14 protein-coding genes and 1 riboswitch are annotated in these 13,729 nt (G+C 66.3%); of the genes, 7 read left to right on the plus strand and 7 right to left on the minus strand.

Annotated elements, in window-relative coordinates:
- Window positions 1-38: 38 nt before the first annotated feature.
- The 5 genes from NU688_RS24460 to NU688_RS24480 are packed head-to-tail and all read right to left on the minus strand — an operon-like array spanning window position 39 to window position 6,710.
- The gene (locus NU688_RS24460; protein WP_257863416.1) at window positions 39-1,541 is read right to left on the minus strand and encodes a M81 family metallopeptidase; all 1,503 of its coding nucleotides are present in this window, start codon (window positions 1,539-1,541) and stop codon (window positions 39-41) included.
- 38 nt (window positions 1,542-1,579) lie between these two features.
- Window positions 1,580-3,196: an ABC transporter ATP-binding protein gene (locus NU688_RS24465; protein ID WP_257863417.1), complete on the minus strand. Its 1,617-nt coding sequence runs from the start codon at window positions 3,194-3,196 to the stop codon at window positions 1,580-1,582.
- Between the two features lie 2 nt (window positions 3,197-3,198).
- On the minus strand, window positions 3,199-4,146 hold the full coding sequence (locus NU688_RS24470) for an ABC transporter permease (RefSeq protein ID WP_257863418.1): 948 nt from the start codon (window positions 4,144-4,146) through the stop codon (window positions 3,199-3,201).
- A 16-nt stretch (window positions 4,147-4,162) separates the two neighbouring features.
- Complete coding sequence (locus tag NU688_RS24475) at window positions 4,163-5,104, minus strand: ABC transporter permease (RefSeq protein WP_257863419.1); 942 nt, start codon at window positions 5,102-5,104, stop codon at window positions 4,163-4,165.
- A 19-nt stretch (window positions 5,105-5,123) separates the two neighbouring features.
- On the minus strand, window positions 5,124-6,710 hold the full coding sequence (locus tag NU688_RS24480) for an ABC transporter substrate-binding protein (protein WP_257863420.1): 1,587 nt from the start codon (window positions 6,708-6,710) through the stop codon (window positions 5,124-5,126).
- Between the two features lie 162 nt (window positions 6,711-6,872).
- Window positions 6,873-6,997, minus strand: a riboswitch (glycine riboswitch).
- An 83-nt stretch (window positions 6,998-7,080) separates the two neighbouring features.
- Between NU688_RS24480 and NU688_RS24485 the strand changes: the two genes are divergently transcribed.
- From NU688_RS24485 to NU688_RS24505, 5 genes are all read left to right on the plus strand, one after another.
- Window positions 7,081-7,788: an ATP-binding cassette domain-containing protein gene (locus tag NU688_RS24485; RefSeq protein WP_257863421.1), complete on the plus strand. Its 708-nt coding sequence runs from the start codon at window positions 7,081-7,083 to the stop codon at window positions 7,786-7,788.
- A 149-nt stretch (window positions 7,789-7,937) separates the two neighbouring features.
- On the plus strand, window positions 7,938-10,175 hold the full coding sequence (locus NU688_RS24490; RefSeq protein ID WP_257863422.1) for an NADP-dependent isocitrate dehydrogenase: 2,238 nt from the start codon (window positions 7,938-7,940) through the stop codon (window positions 10,173-10,175).
- Between the two features lie 142 nt (window positions 10,176-10,317).
- Entirely contained in the window at window positions 10,318-10,716 is a 399-nt protein-coding gene (locus NU688_RS24495) for a GNAT family N-acetyltransferase (protein ID WP_257863423.1), read from the plus strand.
- A 41-nt stretch (window positions 10,717-10,757) separates the two neighbouring features.
- Window positions 10,758-11,093: a DUF1161 domain-containing protein gene (locus NU688_RS24500; RefSeq protein WP_257863424.1), complete on the plus strand. Its 336-nt coding sequence runs from the start codon at window positions 10,758-10,760 to the stop codon at window positions 11,091-11,093.
- 19 nt (window positions 11,094-11,112) lie between these two features.
- Window positions 11,113-11,703 carry an NADPH-dependent FMN reductase gene (locus tag NU688_RS24505; protein ID WP_257863425.1) on the plus strand — a complete coding sequence of 197 codons (591 nt, stop codon included), beginning with the start codon at window positions 11,113-11,115 and terminating at the stop codon, window positions 11,701-11,703.
- Here NU688_RS24505 and NU688_RS24510 read toward each other — a convergent pair.
- Both NU688_RS24510 and NU688_RS24515 read right to left on the minus strand, forming a co-directional pair.
- Window positions 11,697-12,239, minus strand: coding sequence for a nucleoside 2-deoxyribosyltransferase (locus tag NU688_RS24510; protein WP_257863426.1), 543 nt, complete (start codon window positions 12,237-12,239; stop codon window positions 11,697-11,699). The two genes, NU688_RS24505 and NU688_RS24510, sit on opposite strands and share 7 nt — an antisense overlap.
- Before the next feature lie 69 nt (window positions 12,240-12,308).
- Window positions 12,309-12,707 (minus strand): YbaN family protein, encoded by a 399-nt coding sequence (locus NU688_RS24515; protein ID WP_257863427.1) that lies wholly within the window; start codon window positions 12,705-12,707, stop codon window positions 12,309-12,311.
- Between the two features lie 202 nt (window positions 12,708-12,909).
- Between NU688_RS24515 and NU688_RS24520 the strand changes: the two genes are divergently transcribed.
- Together NU688_RS24520 and NU688_RS24525 are read left to right on the plus strand one after the other, a co-directional pair.
- The gene (locus NU688_RS24520; protein WP_257863428.1) at window positions 12,910-13,260 is read left to right on the plus strand and encodes an Atu4866 domain-containing protein; all 351 of its coding nucleotides are present in this window, start codon (window positions 12,910-12,912) and stop codon (window positions 13,258-13,260) included.
- 79 nt (window positions 13,261-13,339) lie between these two features.
- A complete protein-coding gene (locus NU688_RS24525) occupies window positions 13,340-13,705 on the plus strand; it encodes a glutaredoxin domain-containing protein (RefSeq protein WP_257863429.1) in 366 nt (121 codons plus the stop codon).
- Window positions 13,706-13,729: the final 24 nt, after the last annotated feature.

Here is a 13,729-nt window from a genome sequence, read left to right on the forward strand (position 1 = left end):
TTTTCTCTGAGGTTGAAGGGGAAGGATTCTTCGATCGATCAGGGTTGCAGCGCCATCGTGGCGGGCAGCCGCGTCCACGGCAGATCGGCCGGGTCGGCAGCCATCGGACCCGGCGCCTTGGCGACCAGGATGGTGCTGGCGATGGGTGCGAAGTCGGCGCGAAAGTGCACCGAGCTCTTGTTGACCAGCAGCTTCATCGCCTCGGGCTCGATGCCCAGGTAGCGGAAGAACTCACGGTCGAGCATCTGGCTCTTGCCGCTGGCCACGGCGATCAGCACGCCGTCGATTTCCAGGCAGGCGCTGGCGCCCAGCGACACCATCGACCCGCGCGACATCGGCCCCTTCGCGAGCACCTGGCCATCGCTGAGCGCGCGCACGGTAAAGATGCCCTTTACCGGCGCGTCGCTGTGTTGACCACCCCAGGTCGGCACCTGCGTGCCCAGCGAGAGTTCGACCTGCGCGCCCACGCCGGCGACGTGGGCCGCGTCTGCGGCAGCCGGGTCGAACATCAGGCCCAGCGCCACCTGCCCCGGATAGCGCTTGCCCGCGCCTTCGGCCAGCAGCGCATGCAGCATGCCCGAGGTGTTGCTGTCCGCGCCCGCGCCGGGGTTGTCCTGCGTGTCGGCGATGACGACGGGCTTGCTCGCGCTCTCCGCGAGTTCGAGCGCGCGCGCCACCGCTTCACGCGGTTCCAGCAGGTCGAGGCGCCACTGCGCGCGTGGCTGATCGATGCGCGCGAACAGCGTCGACACGGCCACTTCGGCATCGTCGCCGTAGCCCCACACCACCGGCCCGCATTCCGCGATGTCGGCGGCCGGGAAGCCGGTGGCGAAGCTCAGCACCGCGTCGTGGGTGGTGTCGAGCGACTTGAGCAGCTGGTAGATCGTTGCAGCGGGCTCGATCATGGTCGACTGCACATTGAGCGGCAGCAGGAACGACAGGCGCCGCACGTGCAGCGGCTCGCGCGAGCCGCGTGCCATGCGCCGCGCCAGCAGCTTCGCGGCCAGCCGGCCGGTGTCGGCGGTGTCCACATGCGGATAGGTTCGGTAGGCCACCAGTGCATCGGCCACGGTCAGCATGCGCCCGGTGATGTTGCCGTGCAGGTCGAGGCTCGCAACGATGGGCATGTCGTCGCCGACCATCGCCCGGATGCGCGCCAGCAGTTCGCCCTCGGGGTCTTCGAGGTGCTCGGTCACGGCCGCGCCGTGCAGGTCGAGGTAGACCGCGTCGAGTCCACCCGCCGCCAACGCCGCGGCCAGGTCCTCGGTGATCGCGGCCGAGATGCGCTCGAAGGCATCCTCGGTGACATGCGCGGACGGCGTGGCGCCGGCCCATGCCGAAGGCACGAGCGACCAGCCGTTCTCGCCGGCCGCGTCGATGAAGCCGCCGACCGGAATGTTCTTGCCCGTGTAGGCCTCGATGATCGCGGCGCCGCGCCGGTACGGCGGGAAGCTCGAGCCCTTGTTGAATGCAGCCCAGTCCGCCTTGCTGGGCGCAAAGGTGTTGGTTTCGTGCTGGAAACCGGCGATGAAGACTTTCATGGAATCCTTTTTTTCATTGACGTGGGAACGAAGGAATTTCAACTGCGTGCAAAGGCGAAGTCGCGGCCGGGCGCGGCAGCCAGAAGTTTGCGTGTGTAGTCGTGTTGCGGCGCGAAGAACACGTCGCGCACTGAGCCGCGCTCCACGATCTCGCCCTGGCTCATGACGATCACGCTGTCGCAGATCTGGCTGGCCACGCGCAGGTCGTGGGTGATGAAGAGAATGCCGATCTTCAGCCGTTGCTGGATCTCGTCGAGCAGCCGCAGGATCTGCGCCTGCACCGACACGTCGAGCGCCGACACGGCCTCGTCGGCGATCAGCACCTGCGGGTCGCAGGCCAGTGCGCGCGCAATCGAGATGCGCTGGCGCTGCCCGCCCGAGAACTCGCTCGGGTAGCGGCGCAACGCATCGGGCGACAGCCGCACCAGCCGCATCAGCTCCTCGGCGCGCGCCCAGGCCTTGTCGTGCGGCATGCCGAAGTTGACCGGCCCTTCGATGATGGACGCGCCCACGGTCTGCCGCGGATTGAGCGAGCGGTACGGGTCCTGGAAGATCACCTGCACCGTGCGCCGGAACGGCGACAGCGCGCGCCCCTTGGCATGCGCGACCGACCGGCCGTCGGCAAAGATGTCGCCCGAGGTCGGGTCGATCAGCCGTGCGATGCAGCGCGCCACCGTCGACTTGCCCGAGCCCGATTCGCCCACGATGCCCACGGTTTCGCCGGGCCGCACCGCGAGCGACACGTCGCGCGCGGCCTTCACCGTGCGGCGCTTGCCGGGCCAGCTGCCCGTGATGTAGGTCTTGCAGATGTCGACGGCGTTGAGCAGCGGATAGGCGTCCGCCACCGGCGGGCGCTTGTGCGCGGAAAGCTCGGGCACCGCATCGAGCAGCATCTTCGTGTAGGGCTCGCGCGGGGCAGTCAGCACCGCCATCTTGTCGCCCTTCTCGATCATGGCGCCCAGCTCCAGCACCACCACCTCGTCGGCAATTTCGGCCACCACGCCGAAGTCGTGCGTGATGAAGAGCACGGCGGTGCCGTTCTCGGTCTGAAGTTCGAGGATCAATCGCAGGATCTCGGCCTGCGTCGTCACGTCGAGTGCCGTGGTCGGCTCGTCGCAGATCAGCAGCGCAGGCTTCAGGATCAGCGCCATCGCGATCACGATGCGCTGGCGCTGGCCGCCCGAGAGCTGATGCGGATACGAGGCGTAGATGCGTTCGGGTTCGGGCAGCTGCACGCGCGCCATGATCGCGAGGATCTTCTGCCGCCGCTCGGCCGCGCCCGCCGGCAGGTGCTGCGCGAGCATCTCGTCGACTTGTGCGCCACAGGTCATGACGGGGTTGAGCGCGGTCATCGGCTCCTGGAACACCATGGCCATCGACGGGCCACGCAGCTGGCGCAGCCGCGAGGCAGAGGCGGCGAGCAGGTTCTCGCCCTGCAGCTCGATGACGCCGCGCACCGGCAAGAGGCCTGAAGGCAGCAGCCCCATCACCGCATTGGCGATGACCGATTTGCCCGAGCCCGATTCGCCGAGCAGGCAGACGATCTTGCCGGGCGGCACGTCGAAGGAAATCCTGTCGACCGCATGAGGCCGGTCGCCGCCGCGCGGCAGCGTGATGGCCAGGTCGCGCACGGAGAGAACAGGTGTCTGTGCCATGTTCAGCCTCCGCGCTTGTTGAATTTCGGGTCGAGCGTGTCGCGCAGCCCGTCGCCCAGGATGTTCACCGCCAGCACCGTGAGCGCCAGGAAGATGCCCGGGAACAGCACGTTGTGCGGGTACTGGTTGAACTGCGCGCGGCCCTCGGCCATGATGTTTCCCCAGGTCGCCATGTCCGCCGGCAGGCCCACGCCGAGGAAGGACAGGATGGCCTCCACCAGGATCGCCGAGGCGCACACATACGTCGCTTGAATGATCAGCGGCGCAATCGCGTTCGGCAGGATGTGCCGCGTGAGGATCTTCCAGGTCGGTGTGTCGAGCGCAATGGCCGCCTCGACGTACGGCTCCTCGCGCACCGTGAGCACCACCGAGCGCACCAGCCGCGCCACGCGCGGAATCTCGGGCACCGCGATGGCGACCACCACCGTCAGCAGCTTGCCGCCGAACAACGCGACGAGGCTGATCGCGAACAGGATGCCGGGGATGGCCATCACGCCATCCATCAACCGCATGATCGCGCCGTCGACGCGACGGAAGTAGCCGCCCAGCAGCCCGACAAGCATGCCGAACACCACGGCGAGCGCGGCCACCGCGATGCCGACCGTGAGCGACACGCGCGCACCGTAGAGCGTGCGGCTCCAGATGTCGCGCCCGAGGCTGTCGGTGCCCATGACGAACAGATGCTCGAAGGTGTCGCCGGCCAGGCTGTTGAACTCGCCGCGGGTGCCGGGCAGCAGGTTGCCGCTGCCCGGATCGATGGCCGTGGGGTCGATGGTGCCAAGCCAGGGCGCCGCGAGCGATATCAGGACCAGCAGCAGCAACACGCTGCCGCCCACGCGCACCGACCAGTCGGCCAGGATGCGCTTGAGCAGCGAGCGGCGCCTGGGGGGCGCCAGCGGTTCGACCGCGATGTCTGCCACGGCCGCAAGGGGAAGGGTCGAATCGGTCATGGTGTTTCCGTTCACTTCAATAGCGGATGCGGGGGTCGAACACCAGGTAGCTCAGGTCGATCAGCAGATTGATGAGCACGTAGATGACGGAGAAGAACAGCGTGATGCCCTGGATCAGCGGAAAGTCGCGCGACAGCACCGCATCGACCGTGAGCTGGCCGAGCCCCGGAATGGCGAACACCGTTTCGGTGACCACCACGCCGCCGATCAGCAGCGCGATGCCGATGCCAATGACCGTGACGATGGGAATGGCCGCGTTGGCCAGCGCATGCCGCATCAACACCCGCCTTTCCGAAATGCCCTTGGCACGCGCGGTGCGGATGTAGTCCTCGGTCATCGCTTCGGCCACGGCCGCACGCGTGACCCGCGCGATCAGCGCCACATAGATGACCGAGAGCGTGATCGACGGCAGGATCAGGTGCTTGATCCACAGCAGCGGCCCCTGGCTCAGCCGCTGGTACCCCTGCACCGGGAGCCACTGCAGGTGCAGCGCGAAGATCCAGATGAGCACGTAGCCGATCACGAAGGCCGGTATGGAGAAGCCCATGACCGAAAAGCCCATCAGCATCCGGTCGAGCCAGCCACCATGGCGCCAAGCGGCAATCACGCCGAGCGGCACCGCGACGAGGATGGTCACGACCAGCGTCACGGCCGCGAGCGACACCGTGGCTTCGATGCGCTGGCCGATCAGCTCGACCACCGTCTTCTTCATGAAGTACGACTCGCCGAGGTTGCCCTGCAGCAGTTGGAGGCTCCAGTGGAAGAACTGCACGGGCAGCGACTGGTTGAGCCCCAGCTGCTCCCGCACGCGGGCGATGTTCTCGCTGGTGCCGCTGTCGCCCACGATGGCGGCGGCCGGGTCGCCGGGCGCGAGCCGGAGCATCAGGAACACGATCAGCGCGACGATGACGAGCACCGGCACGGTCGAGAGAATGCGTCGCGCTAGAAAGAGCAGCATGGGTGGCGGTCCCGTGGGCTCAGTTCTTCTTCAGATTCCAGAACACCCCGACCGGCGAGCGCACCACGCCGCTCACCACGCCCTTGCGGTAGGCCGTGAGCGGCTTGTACTCGCCGATGGGCGCATAGATGCCGGTGTCGTACACGCGCTGCTGGATGGCCGTGGCCAGTTCCTTGCGCTTGGGCTCGTCGGCGCTCGCCAGGAACTCTGACTTGAGTTGCTCCAGCTTGTCGTCGGTGGCCCAGCCGAACCAGCCCTTCTCGCCGTTACCCGTGAGCGGTGCGTAGAACATCGGGTTGATGTTGTCGGCAATGCCCCAGCCGGTGATGAAGAGGTTCCAGCCGCCCTTGTCGACCGGGTCTTTCTTGGCGCGGCGCGTGACCAGCGTGGGCCAGTCCATCGACTGCATGTCGACGTTGAAGCCGGCCTGCTTGAGCAACTGCGCCATCACCGGCGGAAACTTGTTGAGCAGCGCGAAGTCGGCTGGGTACATCAGCACCACCGGCTTGCCGTCATAGCCCGCCTCCTTGAGCAGCGCCTTGGCTTTTTCGAACTGCGGCTTGCCGTTGAAATAGCCGGTCTTGTCGTTTGCGAAGGCGCTACCGCACGGATAGACGGAGGCGCAGCTGTTGTAGAGCTCCTTGTGCACCATCTGGGCGCGCATCAGCGCTTCCTGGTTGATGGCCATGATGGCGGCCTGCGCGATCTTGGGGTTGTCGAAAGGCGGAATGACGTGGTTCAGGTGCAGCGCGAACGAGCCTTTCGGTATCGGGTTGTCGACCGTGATGGCGGGGTTGTTCTTGAGCGCGGCGTACTGCTCCGGCGGCAGCCATTCGATCATGTCGACCTCGCCGTTGGCGAGCGCATTGGCCTGCGTCTGCGCGTCCTTGAGGATGATCCACTCCATGCGGTCGACGTACACGTTCTTGCCGCCGGCCGTGCCCGAAGGCGCCTCCGCGCGCGGCACGTATTTGGTGTTCTTCAGATAGACGATCTTCTCGCCGGGACGGTACTCGTCCTTCTTGAAGATGTAGGGGCCGGAGCCGGTGGCGTCGTCGATCTGCTTGTCGGCTGGCGTGGCAGCCACGCGCGCCGGCATGATGAACGGCGGGTTCGACGAGGGCTTGCTCAGCGCTTCGAGCACCATGCCGAAGGGCTGCTTGAAGACGAGCCTGAAGCTGTTGGCGTCGATCGGCTCGGCCTTGTCGAGCGCGGTGAACATCTTCTGGCCCAGGCCGTCGCGCTGGCCCCAGCGCTTGAGCGAAGCAATCACGTCCTCGGAGGTGACGGGCTTGCCGTCATGAAAGGCCAGGCCCTTGCGCAGCGTGAAGCTCCAGGTCTTGCCATCGGCACTGGTCGTGTACTTGTCGACCATCTGCGGATGCACCTTGGCCTGTTCGTCCACGCCGAAGAGCGTGTCGTAGACCATGTAGCCGTGGTTGCGCGTGATGAAGGCGGTGGTCCAGATCGGGTCGAGGATCTTCAGGTCGGACTGCGGCACGAGACGCAGCACCTTGCCGGCATCCTGCGCGAAGCTCGTCGCCGCGGCGGCCGCGAACACCGCGCCCGCGAGGATGGTTTTCATCAGGTTTCGTTTCGACAGCATTTTTCAGTTCTCCGGTTGAAAAAAAGGAAGGAATGCAAGGCTTCGGCCATGCGCATGCAACCGCCACGGCAGAGCCGATGGCAGCGGCGCGCGAGGCGTTCGGATGAAAGTCATGACAACAGGCTCCGGAAGCGAACAAGGACACCCCGCGCGTTGGCACGGGATGCCCTTGCTGTCCTTTGGCCTGAGAGATTCACCATGCACGCTCATCGCGCATGGCTTGCCCCTTCGGCGGCCGCCCTCGGAACCGTGGGTGGTTCCGGGCAGCGCTCTCCAGCGTTGAAAAAATCCAGTCTTGGGACCTGAGCGTTATGGGCTATCGCCTTCGGTAATGCACTAACTCGACGCATCGAGCCGGCATTTCTCCTGGATGGTTTTCTTCCAAGCAGATTGCATGCCACGCCAGCGCGCATCCGATGAGGTACAACCTCGCCTCGTGAACACCCCCTCGCATTCCCCCGTCCTCCGTCTTCAGGACATCGTCTTCGCCTACCCCGACCAGCCCGCCATCGCCGCCGGCTGGAGCGCCTCCATCGCCCCCGGCGTCACGCTGCTGTACGGCGACACCGGCGCCGGCAAGTCGGCGCTGCTACAGGTGATCGCAGGTGTACTGCCTGCCGCCAAAGGCCGCCTGACAGTCGCAGGCACCAGCCTCGACGCCGCACCCGAGGCCTACCGCCGCAGCGTGTTCTTCGTCGACCCGTCAACGGACCGCTTCGACCAGGTCACCGCGCGGGCCTGTACCGCCACCCTGCGCGAGGGCGACGCGCACTTCGACGAAGACCTCTGGCAGGCCCTGGTCGAGGGCTTTTCCCTGCCCCCGCACATCGACAAGCCGATGTACATGCTTTCCACGGGTTCGAAGCGCAAGGTCTGGCTGGCCGCGGCGCTCGCCTCGGGGCGCCCGCTGGTGCTGCTGGACGAGCCGACCGCCGCGCTGGACGCCGGCTCGGTCCGCCGCCTGTGGGGCGCCCTGACCGACCTGGCGACCCAGCCCGGCCGGGCCTTCATCGTCGCCAGCGCCGCGCGGATCGACGAGGCGCCGCTGGCCGCCACCATCGAGCTCCCCCTGCATTGACAGAGCCTGCCGCGGGGAGATAACCCCGATGGCTGTCCGGGCGGGTCGCCGCCCGGCGACAATCGCGGATTCCGGCGGTCAGATCCCGCCGGAGTCCCCGCCGGAAGTTCCCGCCACCCCGACCCCCTCAGCTTTACGGAAGCAAGCGCATGAGCACGAAGCAACCCACCATCGTCTACACCCTCACCGACGAGGCGCCCCTCCTGGCGACCTACGCGTTCCTGCCCATCGTGCGCGCCTTCACGGCCCCGGCCGGCATCGACGTCACCACGAGCGACATCTCGGTGGCCGCCCGCGTCCTGGGCGAGTTCCCCGAATTCCTGAGCGACGCGCAGAAGGTGCCCGACAACCTGGCCGAACTGGGCAAGCTCACGCTCAAGCCCGAAGCCAACATCATCAAGCTGCCCAACATCAGCGCCTCGGTGTCCCAGCTCAAGTCGGCGATCAAGGAACTGCAGGACAAGGGCTACAAGATCCCCGACTACCCCGAGAACCCGACCTCCGACGAGGACAAGGACATCCGCACGCGCTACAACAAGTGCACCGGCAGCGCGGTGAACCCGGTGCTGCGCGAGGGCAACTCGGACCGCCGCGCGCCCAATGCGGTGAAGGAATACGCCCGCAAGAACCCGCACAGCATGGCCGACTGGAGCCAGGCCTCGCGCTCGCACGTCTCGCACATGCACGGCGGCGACTTCTATCACGGCGAAAAGTCCATGACCCTGGACCGCGCGCGCAACGTCAAGATGGAACTCCTGACCAAGAGCGGCAAGACCGTCGTGCTCAAGCAGAAGGTCGCACTGCTGGACCGCGAGGTCATCGACTCCATGTTCATGAGCAAGAAGGCCCTGCTGGCCTTCTATGAACAGGAGATCGAGGACGCGCACAAGACCGGCGTCATGTTCTCGCTGCACGTCAAGGCCACGATGATGAAGGTCTCGCACCCCATCGTGTTCGGCCACTGCGTGAAGATCTTCTACAAGGAAGCCTTCGAGAAACACGGCAAGCTGTTCGACGAGCTGGGCATCAACGTCAACAACGGCATGGTCGACCTCTACAACAAGATCGCCACGCTGCCCCAGAGCACGCAGGACGAGATCAAGCGCGACCTGCACGCCTGCCACGAGCACCGCCCCGAGCTGGCCATGGTCGACTCGGCCAAGGGCATCACCAACTTCCATTCGCCCAACGACGTGATCGTGGATGCATCGATGCCCGCGATGATCCGCAACGGCGGCAAGATGTGGGGCGCCGACGGCCGCCTGAAGGACGTCAAGGCCGTGATGCCCGAATCGACCTTCGCCCGCATCTACCAGGAGATCATCAACTTCTGCAAATGGCATGGCGCCTTCGACCCCAAGACCATGGGCACCGTGCCCAACGTCGGCCTCATGGCGCAGAAGGCCGAAGAGTACGGCTCGCACGACAAGACCTTCGAGATTCCGGAAGACGGCGTTGCCAACATCACCGACCTGGACACCGGCGAAGTGCTGATGAGCGAAGACGTGGAGCAAGGCGACATCTGGCGCATGTGCCAGGTCAAGGACGCCGCGATCCGCGACTGGGTGAAGCTGGCCGTCACGCGCGCACGCAACTCCGGCATGCCGGTGGTGTTCTGGCTGGACGCCTACCGCCCGCACGAAGCGCAGCTGATCACCAAGGTCAAGATGTACCTGCACGAGCACAACACCTCGGGCCTGGACATCCAGATCATGAGCCAGGTGCGCGCCATGCGCTACACGCTGGAGCGCGTTGTGCGCGGCCTGGACACCATCAGCGCCACCGGCAACATCCTGCGCGACTACCTCACGGACCTGTTCCCCATCATGGAACTGGGCACCTCGGCCAAGATGCTGTCGATCGTGCCCCTGATGGCCGGCGGCGGCCTGTACGAGACCGGTGCGGGCGGCTCGGCCCCCAAGCATGTGCAGCAACTGGTCGAAGAAAACCACCTGCGCTGGGATTCGCTGGGCGAATTTCTCGCGCTGGCCGTGAGCCTGGAAGACCTGGGCCTGAAGACCGGCAACGCACAGGCCAAGATTCTTGCCAAGACGCTCGACGCCGCCACCGGCAAGCTGCTGGACAACAACAAGAACCCGTCGCCCAAGACCGGTCAGCTCGACAACCGCGGCAGCCAGTTCTACCTGGCCATGTACTGGGCGCAAGAGCTCGCCGCGCAGACCGACGACACGGCGCTGCAATCCAAGTTCAAGAAGCTGGCCGAGACGCTGAGCGCCAACGAAAAAAAGATCGTCGACGAACTTGCGGCCGTGCAGGGCAAGCCGGTGGACATCGGCGGCTACTACTTGGCCGACCCGGCCAAGTTCGAGGCAGTGATGCGCCCGAGCGCGACGCTGAACTCGGTGCTGGCATCGGCGCAGGGCTGATGACGAAAACGGCGGTGCCTGCGCTTCATCGCTGAAGCCCGATGCATGCCTCGACAACGGCCTGCCGCACACGCGGCAGGCCGTTGTCGCTTGTGATGGGGCTCCCCGCTGGGGCCCCGCAAACCCGGACCGAGGAGACGGAATGCAGATTCGCGAATTCACCGCTTCGGACCTCGAAGCCGTTTACCGACTGCTCGCGGCCAACGGATGGGCGCACCGGATTCCGGATGAGGCCCATCTCGCCAGGTTGATCGCAGCGTCGCAACACGCATGGGTTGCCGTGGTCGATGGAGACATCGCCGGATTCGCGCGCGCCCTCACCGACGGACTCTCGAACGGGTACCTGTCGATGGTGGTCGTCGCGGCACCGTTTCGCGGGCGCGGCATCGGCCGTGCGCTCGTCGAGCGCATCGTGGGCGCCGAGGAGAACATCACCTGGGTCTTGCGCGCAGGCAGGGACGGCGCGCCGGCGTTCTTCGCGAAGCTGGGCTTCGTGCACTCGACGCTCGCGATGGAGCGACCGCGCACGGGGCGAGGCTAGACTGCTCGTCCGTCAACCACGCTGCGAAAGGCAGGCCACTCATGAAACTCTGGTTGATTTCCATCGCGTGCATCGCAACGGCCGGCGCAGCCCACGCCGCCGAGAACTGCGAAGCCCTGCGCGCGCAGATCGAATCGAAGATCGGCGCCGCGGGCGTCACACGGTTCGCGGTGCTGACCGTCGATGCCAATGCGCCGGCAGCCGGCCAGGTGGTGGGCAGTTGCGAACTGGGCACCAAGAAGATCGTCTACCAGCGCGAGGGCGCAGGGTCGGCCCCCGCGGCGGTTCCGGCGCCAGCCCCTTCGCCCGAAGACGACGACATCCTGACCGAATGCAAGGACGGCACCGTCTCCATCGGCGGCGACTGCAAGCGCTGACGACTCAAGAGGAGCAACGATGACTGACAGGATCCTGGTGTTCTATGGCTCGTACCGCTCGGACCGCATGGGCGTGCGGCTCGCAGACTTCATCGTGGCGGGTCTCCACGCGCGAGGCGCCGACGCGGAACTGATTGACGCCAAGGCCGTCGACCTGCCGATGCTCGACCGCATGTACAAGGAATATCCGAAAGGCTCGGCACCCGCGGCGATGGAAGCGCTGGCGGAAAAGATCCGCACGGCGGACGCCTTCATCTTCGTGACCGGCGAATACAACTGGGGGCCGCAGCCCGGATTGAAGAACCTCACGGACCACTTTCTCGAAGAGTGGTTCTGGCGGCCGGCCGCTGTCGCGAGCTATTCGGCCGGGCGGTTCTCGGGCGTGCGCTCGGGGACGGTGTGGCACTCCATCCTGTCGGAGATGGGGATGGTGGTGGTCTCGAGCACGCTGGCGGTGGGGCCGATTTCGCAGACGCTCGATGAAGGCGGGCAACCGACGGGCAAGGCGGGCGAAGCGCTGGAGCGCGCCTTCCCCCGATTTGCGGATGATCTGGCCTGGTGGACCGAGGCTGCGCGCGAGCAGCGGGCGCGAAAGGCCCCGCCCTACTGACGCAGCGCGGCCAGCACCGCGGCCATCTTCTGCAGCGCCGCCTCGGGCGTCGCCTCGATATGAATCGAGCACGCCAGCATCAGATTCAACGGCTGCCCGAAGTCTTCGACCGCGATGCCGGTGCCACTCTCGCGCAGCACGCCGTTCGCGTCGTGCGTGCATGGCAGCGCTGCACGCGCACGGTCCGCATAGCTGCCCTCGGGCACGCCATAGGCCACGACGGGAATCCCCAGCGCCACCGCCGCGCCGACCTCGAACACCGTGCCCGAATCCGGCTCCAGTCCCCTGAAGGACGAGAGGTTCGCCACCACACCGTCTGCGCCGCGAAGGCGCTGCATGTTGGCTTCGTAGATGCGCTTCTCCAGCGCGTCGGGCGATGGCTCTTCTTCGCCATCGGCGGGCAGCAATGCCGCCAGGCCCAACGCGTCGCACGCGACCTTGAGCCGCACGAAATGGTCTCTCGCATCCGGACGAAAAACGTCCGGACCTGCGAGATAGATCCGGGGGCGCGTCGGGGTGTCGGAGGGCTCGTCCATCGCAGGAGCTTCGTCGATTTTCGGGTTGAGCTCAATATGCGACGAAGCACTGCATCCCGGCGCGGCGCATCACTGCGACGGTGGCGGCAACGGACGCGACCACAACCACGCCAGCACGACGGCCATGCACCCGATGGCCAGCGCGGCCATCCACACGCGATGGGCCGTGAACGACACGATGACCGCGCAGGCCGCCATGGTGATCGTCGCGCTCCACTTGGCGCGGCGGCTCACGGTGCGGCCGTTCTCCCAGTTGCGCAGCAACGGGCCGAAGATGCGGTGATTGCGCAGCCACGCATGCAGCCGCGGCGAGCTGCGCGCGGCGGCCCATGCGGCCATCAGGATGAACACGGTCGTCGGCATCCCCGGCAGCACGACGCCGATGAGCCCGAGGACGAGGCACAGCACCGCGAAGCAATGCAGCAACACGCGTGCAAGCAGGGACAGGGGCTTGGGACCAGGGTTCAACGCAAACGCTCTCAAAAGGGGTCGGACGATGGCGACGGCAGACCGGATCGGTGCCTTCGCCAGTGCCCATTCTTCACCAGCTTGCGGCCCGCGCGCCAGCGAACCGACATCGCGAGAAACAGGCAAGAACTCCGCAGGAACGTGGCAGCGCCCGGCGGCCGCCGTTTCCACAATGAACGCCTTCACACGAAAGGCGCACACCATGACCACAGCCACCCGCAACGGCGCGCTCGCCGCTCTCTCGCTGTCCTTCGCGATGGCCTCCACACCCGCCCAGGCGCAGCCCTCCCCGGCCGCCCCGACCGACCAGAACCGCTACGTCGGCATGTGGGTCACCAAGGACGGCTACATCCGCCACGAGCTGCTGCCCGGCGGCCGTTACGACGAAGCGCGCGGCAAGCGCCAGAGCGCCTACCAGGGCCGCTACACGTTGACCGGGGACCACATCGACTATGTCGATGACACCGGCTTCACCGCCGACGGCGACTTCCGCGAGGGCGTGCTGTACCACGCGGGCATGGTGCTCTACCGTGAGAGCACGACGCGGCGTTGAGTGCCCGCATCGCGTTCTGCATGGTCAGGGAGCGAGCGTGCGGGGCCCTTACAGTCACGCGAACCAACGAAAGCTCCTCATGCCCCGTCCCGTCCTCGAAGAAGCCCGCATCCACCCCGCCATCCGCGACAAGGTGGCCGGGAGCCGCCAGACCCTCGTCCGCGAGGTCATGGCGGCAGTCGCGGCCAACGATGTGGTCGTGGTCGGCATGGGCATCAACCCGCATCCGAAGCAGGCGCGCAAGGCGCTCGATGCCATCGGGCAGCCGTACAAGTACCTCGAATACGGCAGCTACCTGAGCCAATGGCGCGACCGCAACGCGCTCAAGATGTGGACCGGGTGGCCGACCTTTCCGATGGTGTTCGTGAAGGGCGTGCTGGTTGGCGGAGCTGCGGATTTGCAGAAGCTCATCGACAGCGGCGAGCTCAAGCGTCTTCTGAGCTGAAATTTGCCGCCGGACACTGCGTTG

This window comes from Variovorax sp. ZS18.2.2, assembly GCF_024701975.1.
Taxonomy (GTDB): Bacteria; Pseudomonadota; Gammaproteobacteria; order Burkholderiales; family Burkholderiaceae_C; genus Variovorax.

Excerpts from the sequence above, each read along its gene's own strand:
- NU688_RS24495 (WP_257863423.1), top strand. The coding sequence starts at position 10,318 with ATGCAGATTCGCGAATTCACCGCTTCGGACCTCGAAGCCGTTTACCGA.
- NU688_RS24460 (WP_257863416.1), bottom strand. The coding sequence starts at position 1,541 with ATGAAAGTCTTCATCGCCGGTTTCCAGCACGAAACCAACACCTTTGCG.
- NU688_RS24500 (WP_257863424.1), top strand. The coding sequence starts at position 10,758 with ATGAAACTCTGGTTGATTTCCATCGCGTGCATCGCAACGGCCGGCGCA.
- NU688_RS24480 (WP_257863420.1), bottom strand. The coding sequence starts at position 6,710 with ATGCTGTCGAAACGAAACCTGATGAAAACCATCCTCGCGGGCGCGGTG.
- NU688_RS24505 (WP_257863425.1), top strand. The coding sequence starts at position 11,113 with ATGACTGACAGGATCCTGGTGTTCTATGGCTCGTACCGCTCGGACCGC.
- NU688_RS24465 (WP_257863417.1), bottom strand. The coding sequence starts at position 3,196 with ATGGCACAGACACCTGTTCTCTCCGTGCGCGACCTGGCCATCACGCTG.
- NU688_RS24470 (WP_257863418.1), bottom strand. The coding sequence starts at position 4,146 with ATGACCGATTCGACCCTTCCCCTTGCGGCCGTGGCAGACATCGCGGTC.
- NU688_RS24510 (WP_257863426.1), bottom strand. The coding sequence starts at position 12,239 with ATGGACGAGCCCTCCGACACCCCGACGCGCCCCCGGATCTATCTCGCA.
- NU688_RS24525 (WP_257863429.1), top strand. The coding sequence starts at position 13,340 with ATGCCCCGTCCCGTCCTCGAAGAAGCCCGCATCCACCCCGCCATCCGC.
- NU688_RS24485 (WP_257863421.1), top strand. The coding sequence starts at position 7,081 with ATGGTTTTCTTCCAAGCAGATTGCATGCCACGCCAGCGCGCATCCGAT.
- NU688_RS24520 (WP_257863428.1), top strand. The coding sequence starts at position 12,910 with ATGACCACAGCCACCCGCAACGGCGCGCTCGCCGCTCTCTCGCTGTCC.
- NU688_RS24475 (WP_257863419.1), bottom strand. The coding sequence starts at position 5,104 with ATGCTGCTCTTTCTAGCGCGACGCATTCTCTCGACCGTGCCGGTGCTC.
- NU688_RS24490 (WP_257863422.1), top strand. The coding sequence starts at position 7,938 with ATGAGCACGAAGCAACCCACCATCGTCTACACCCTCACCGACGAGGCG.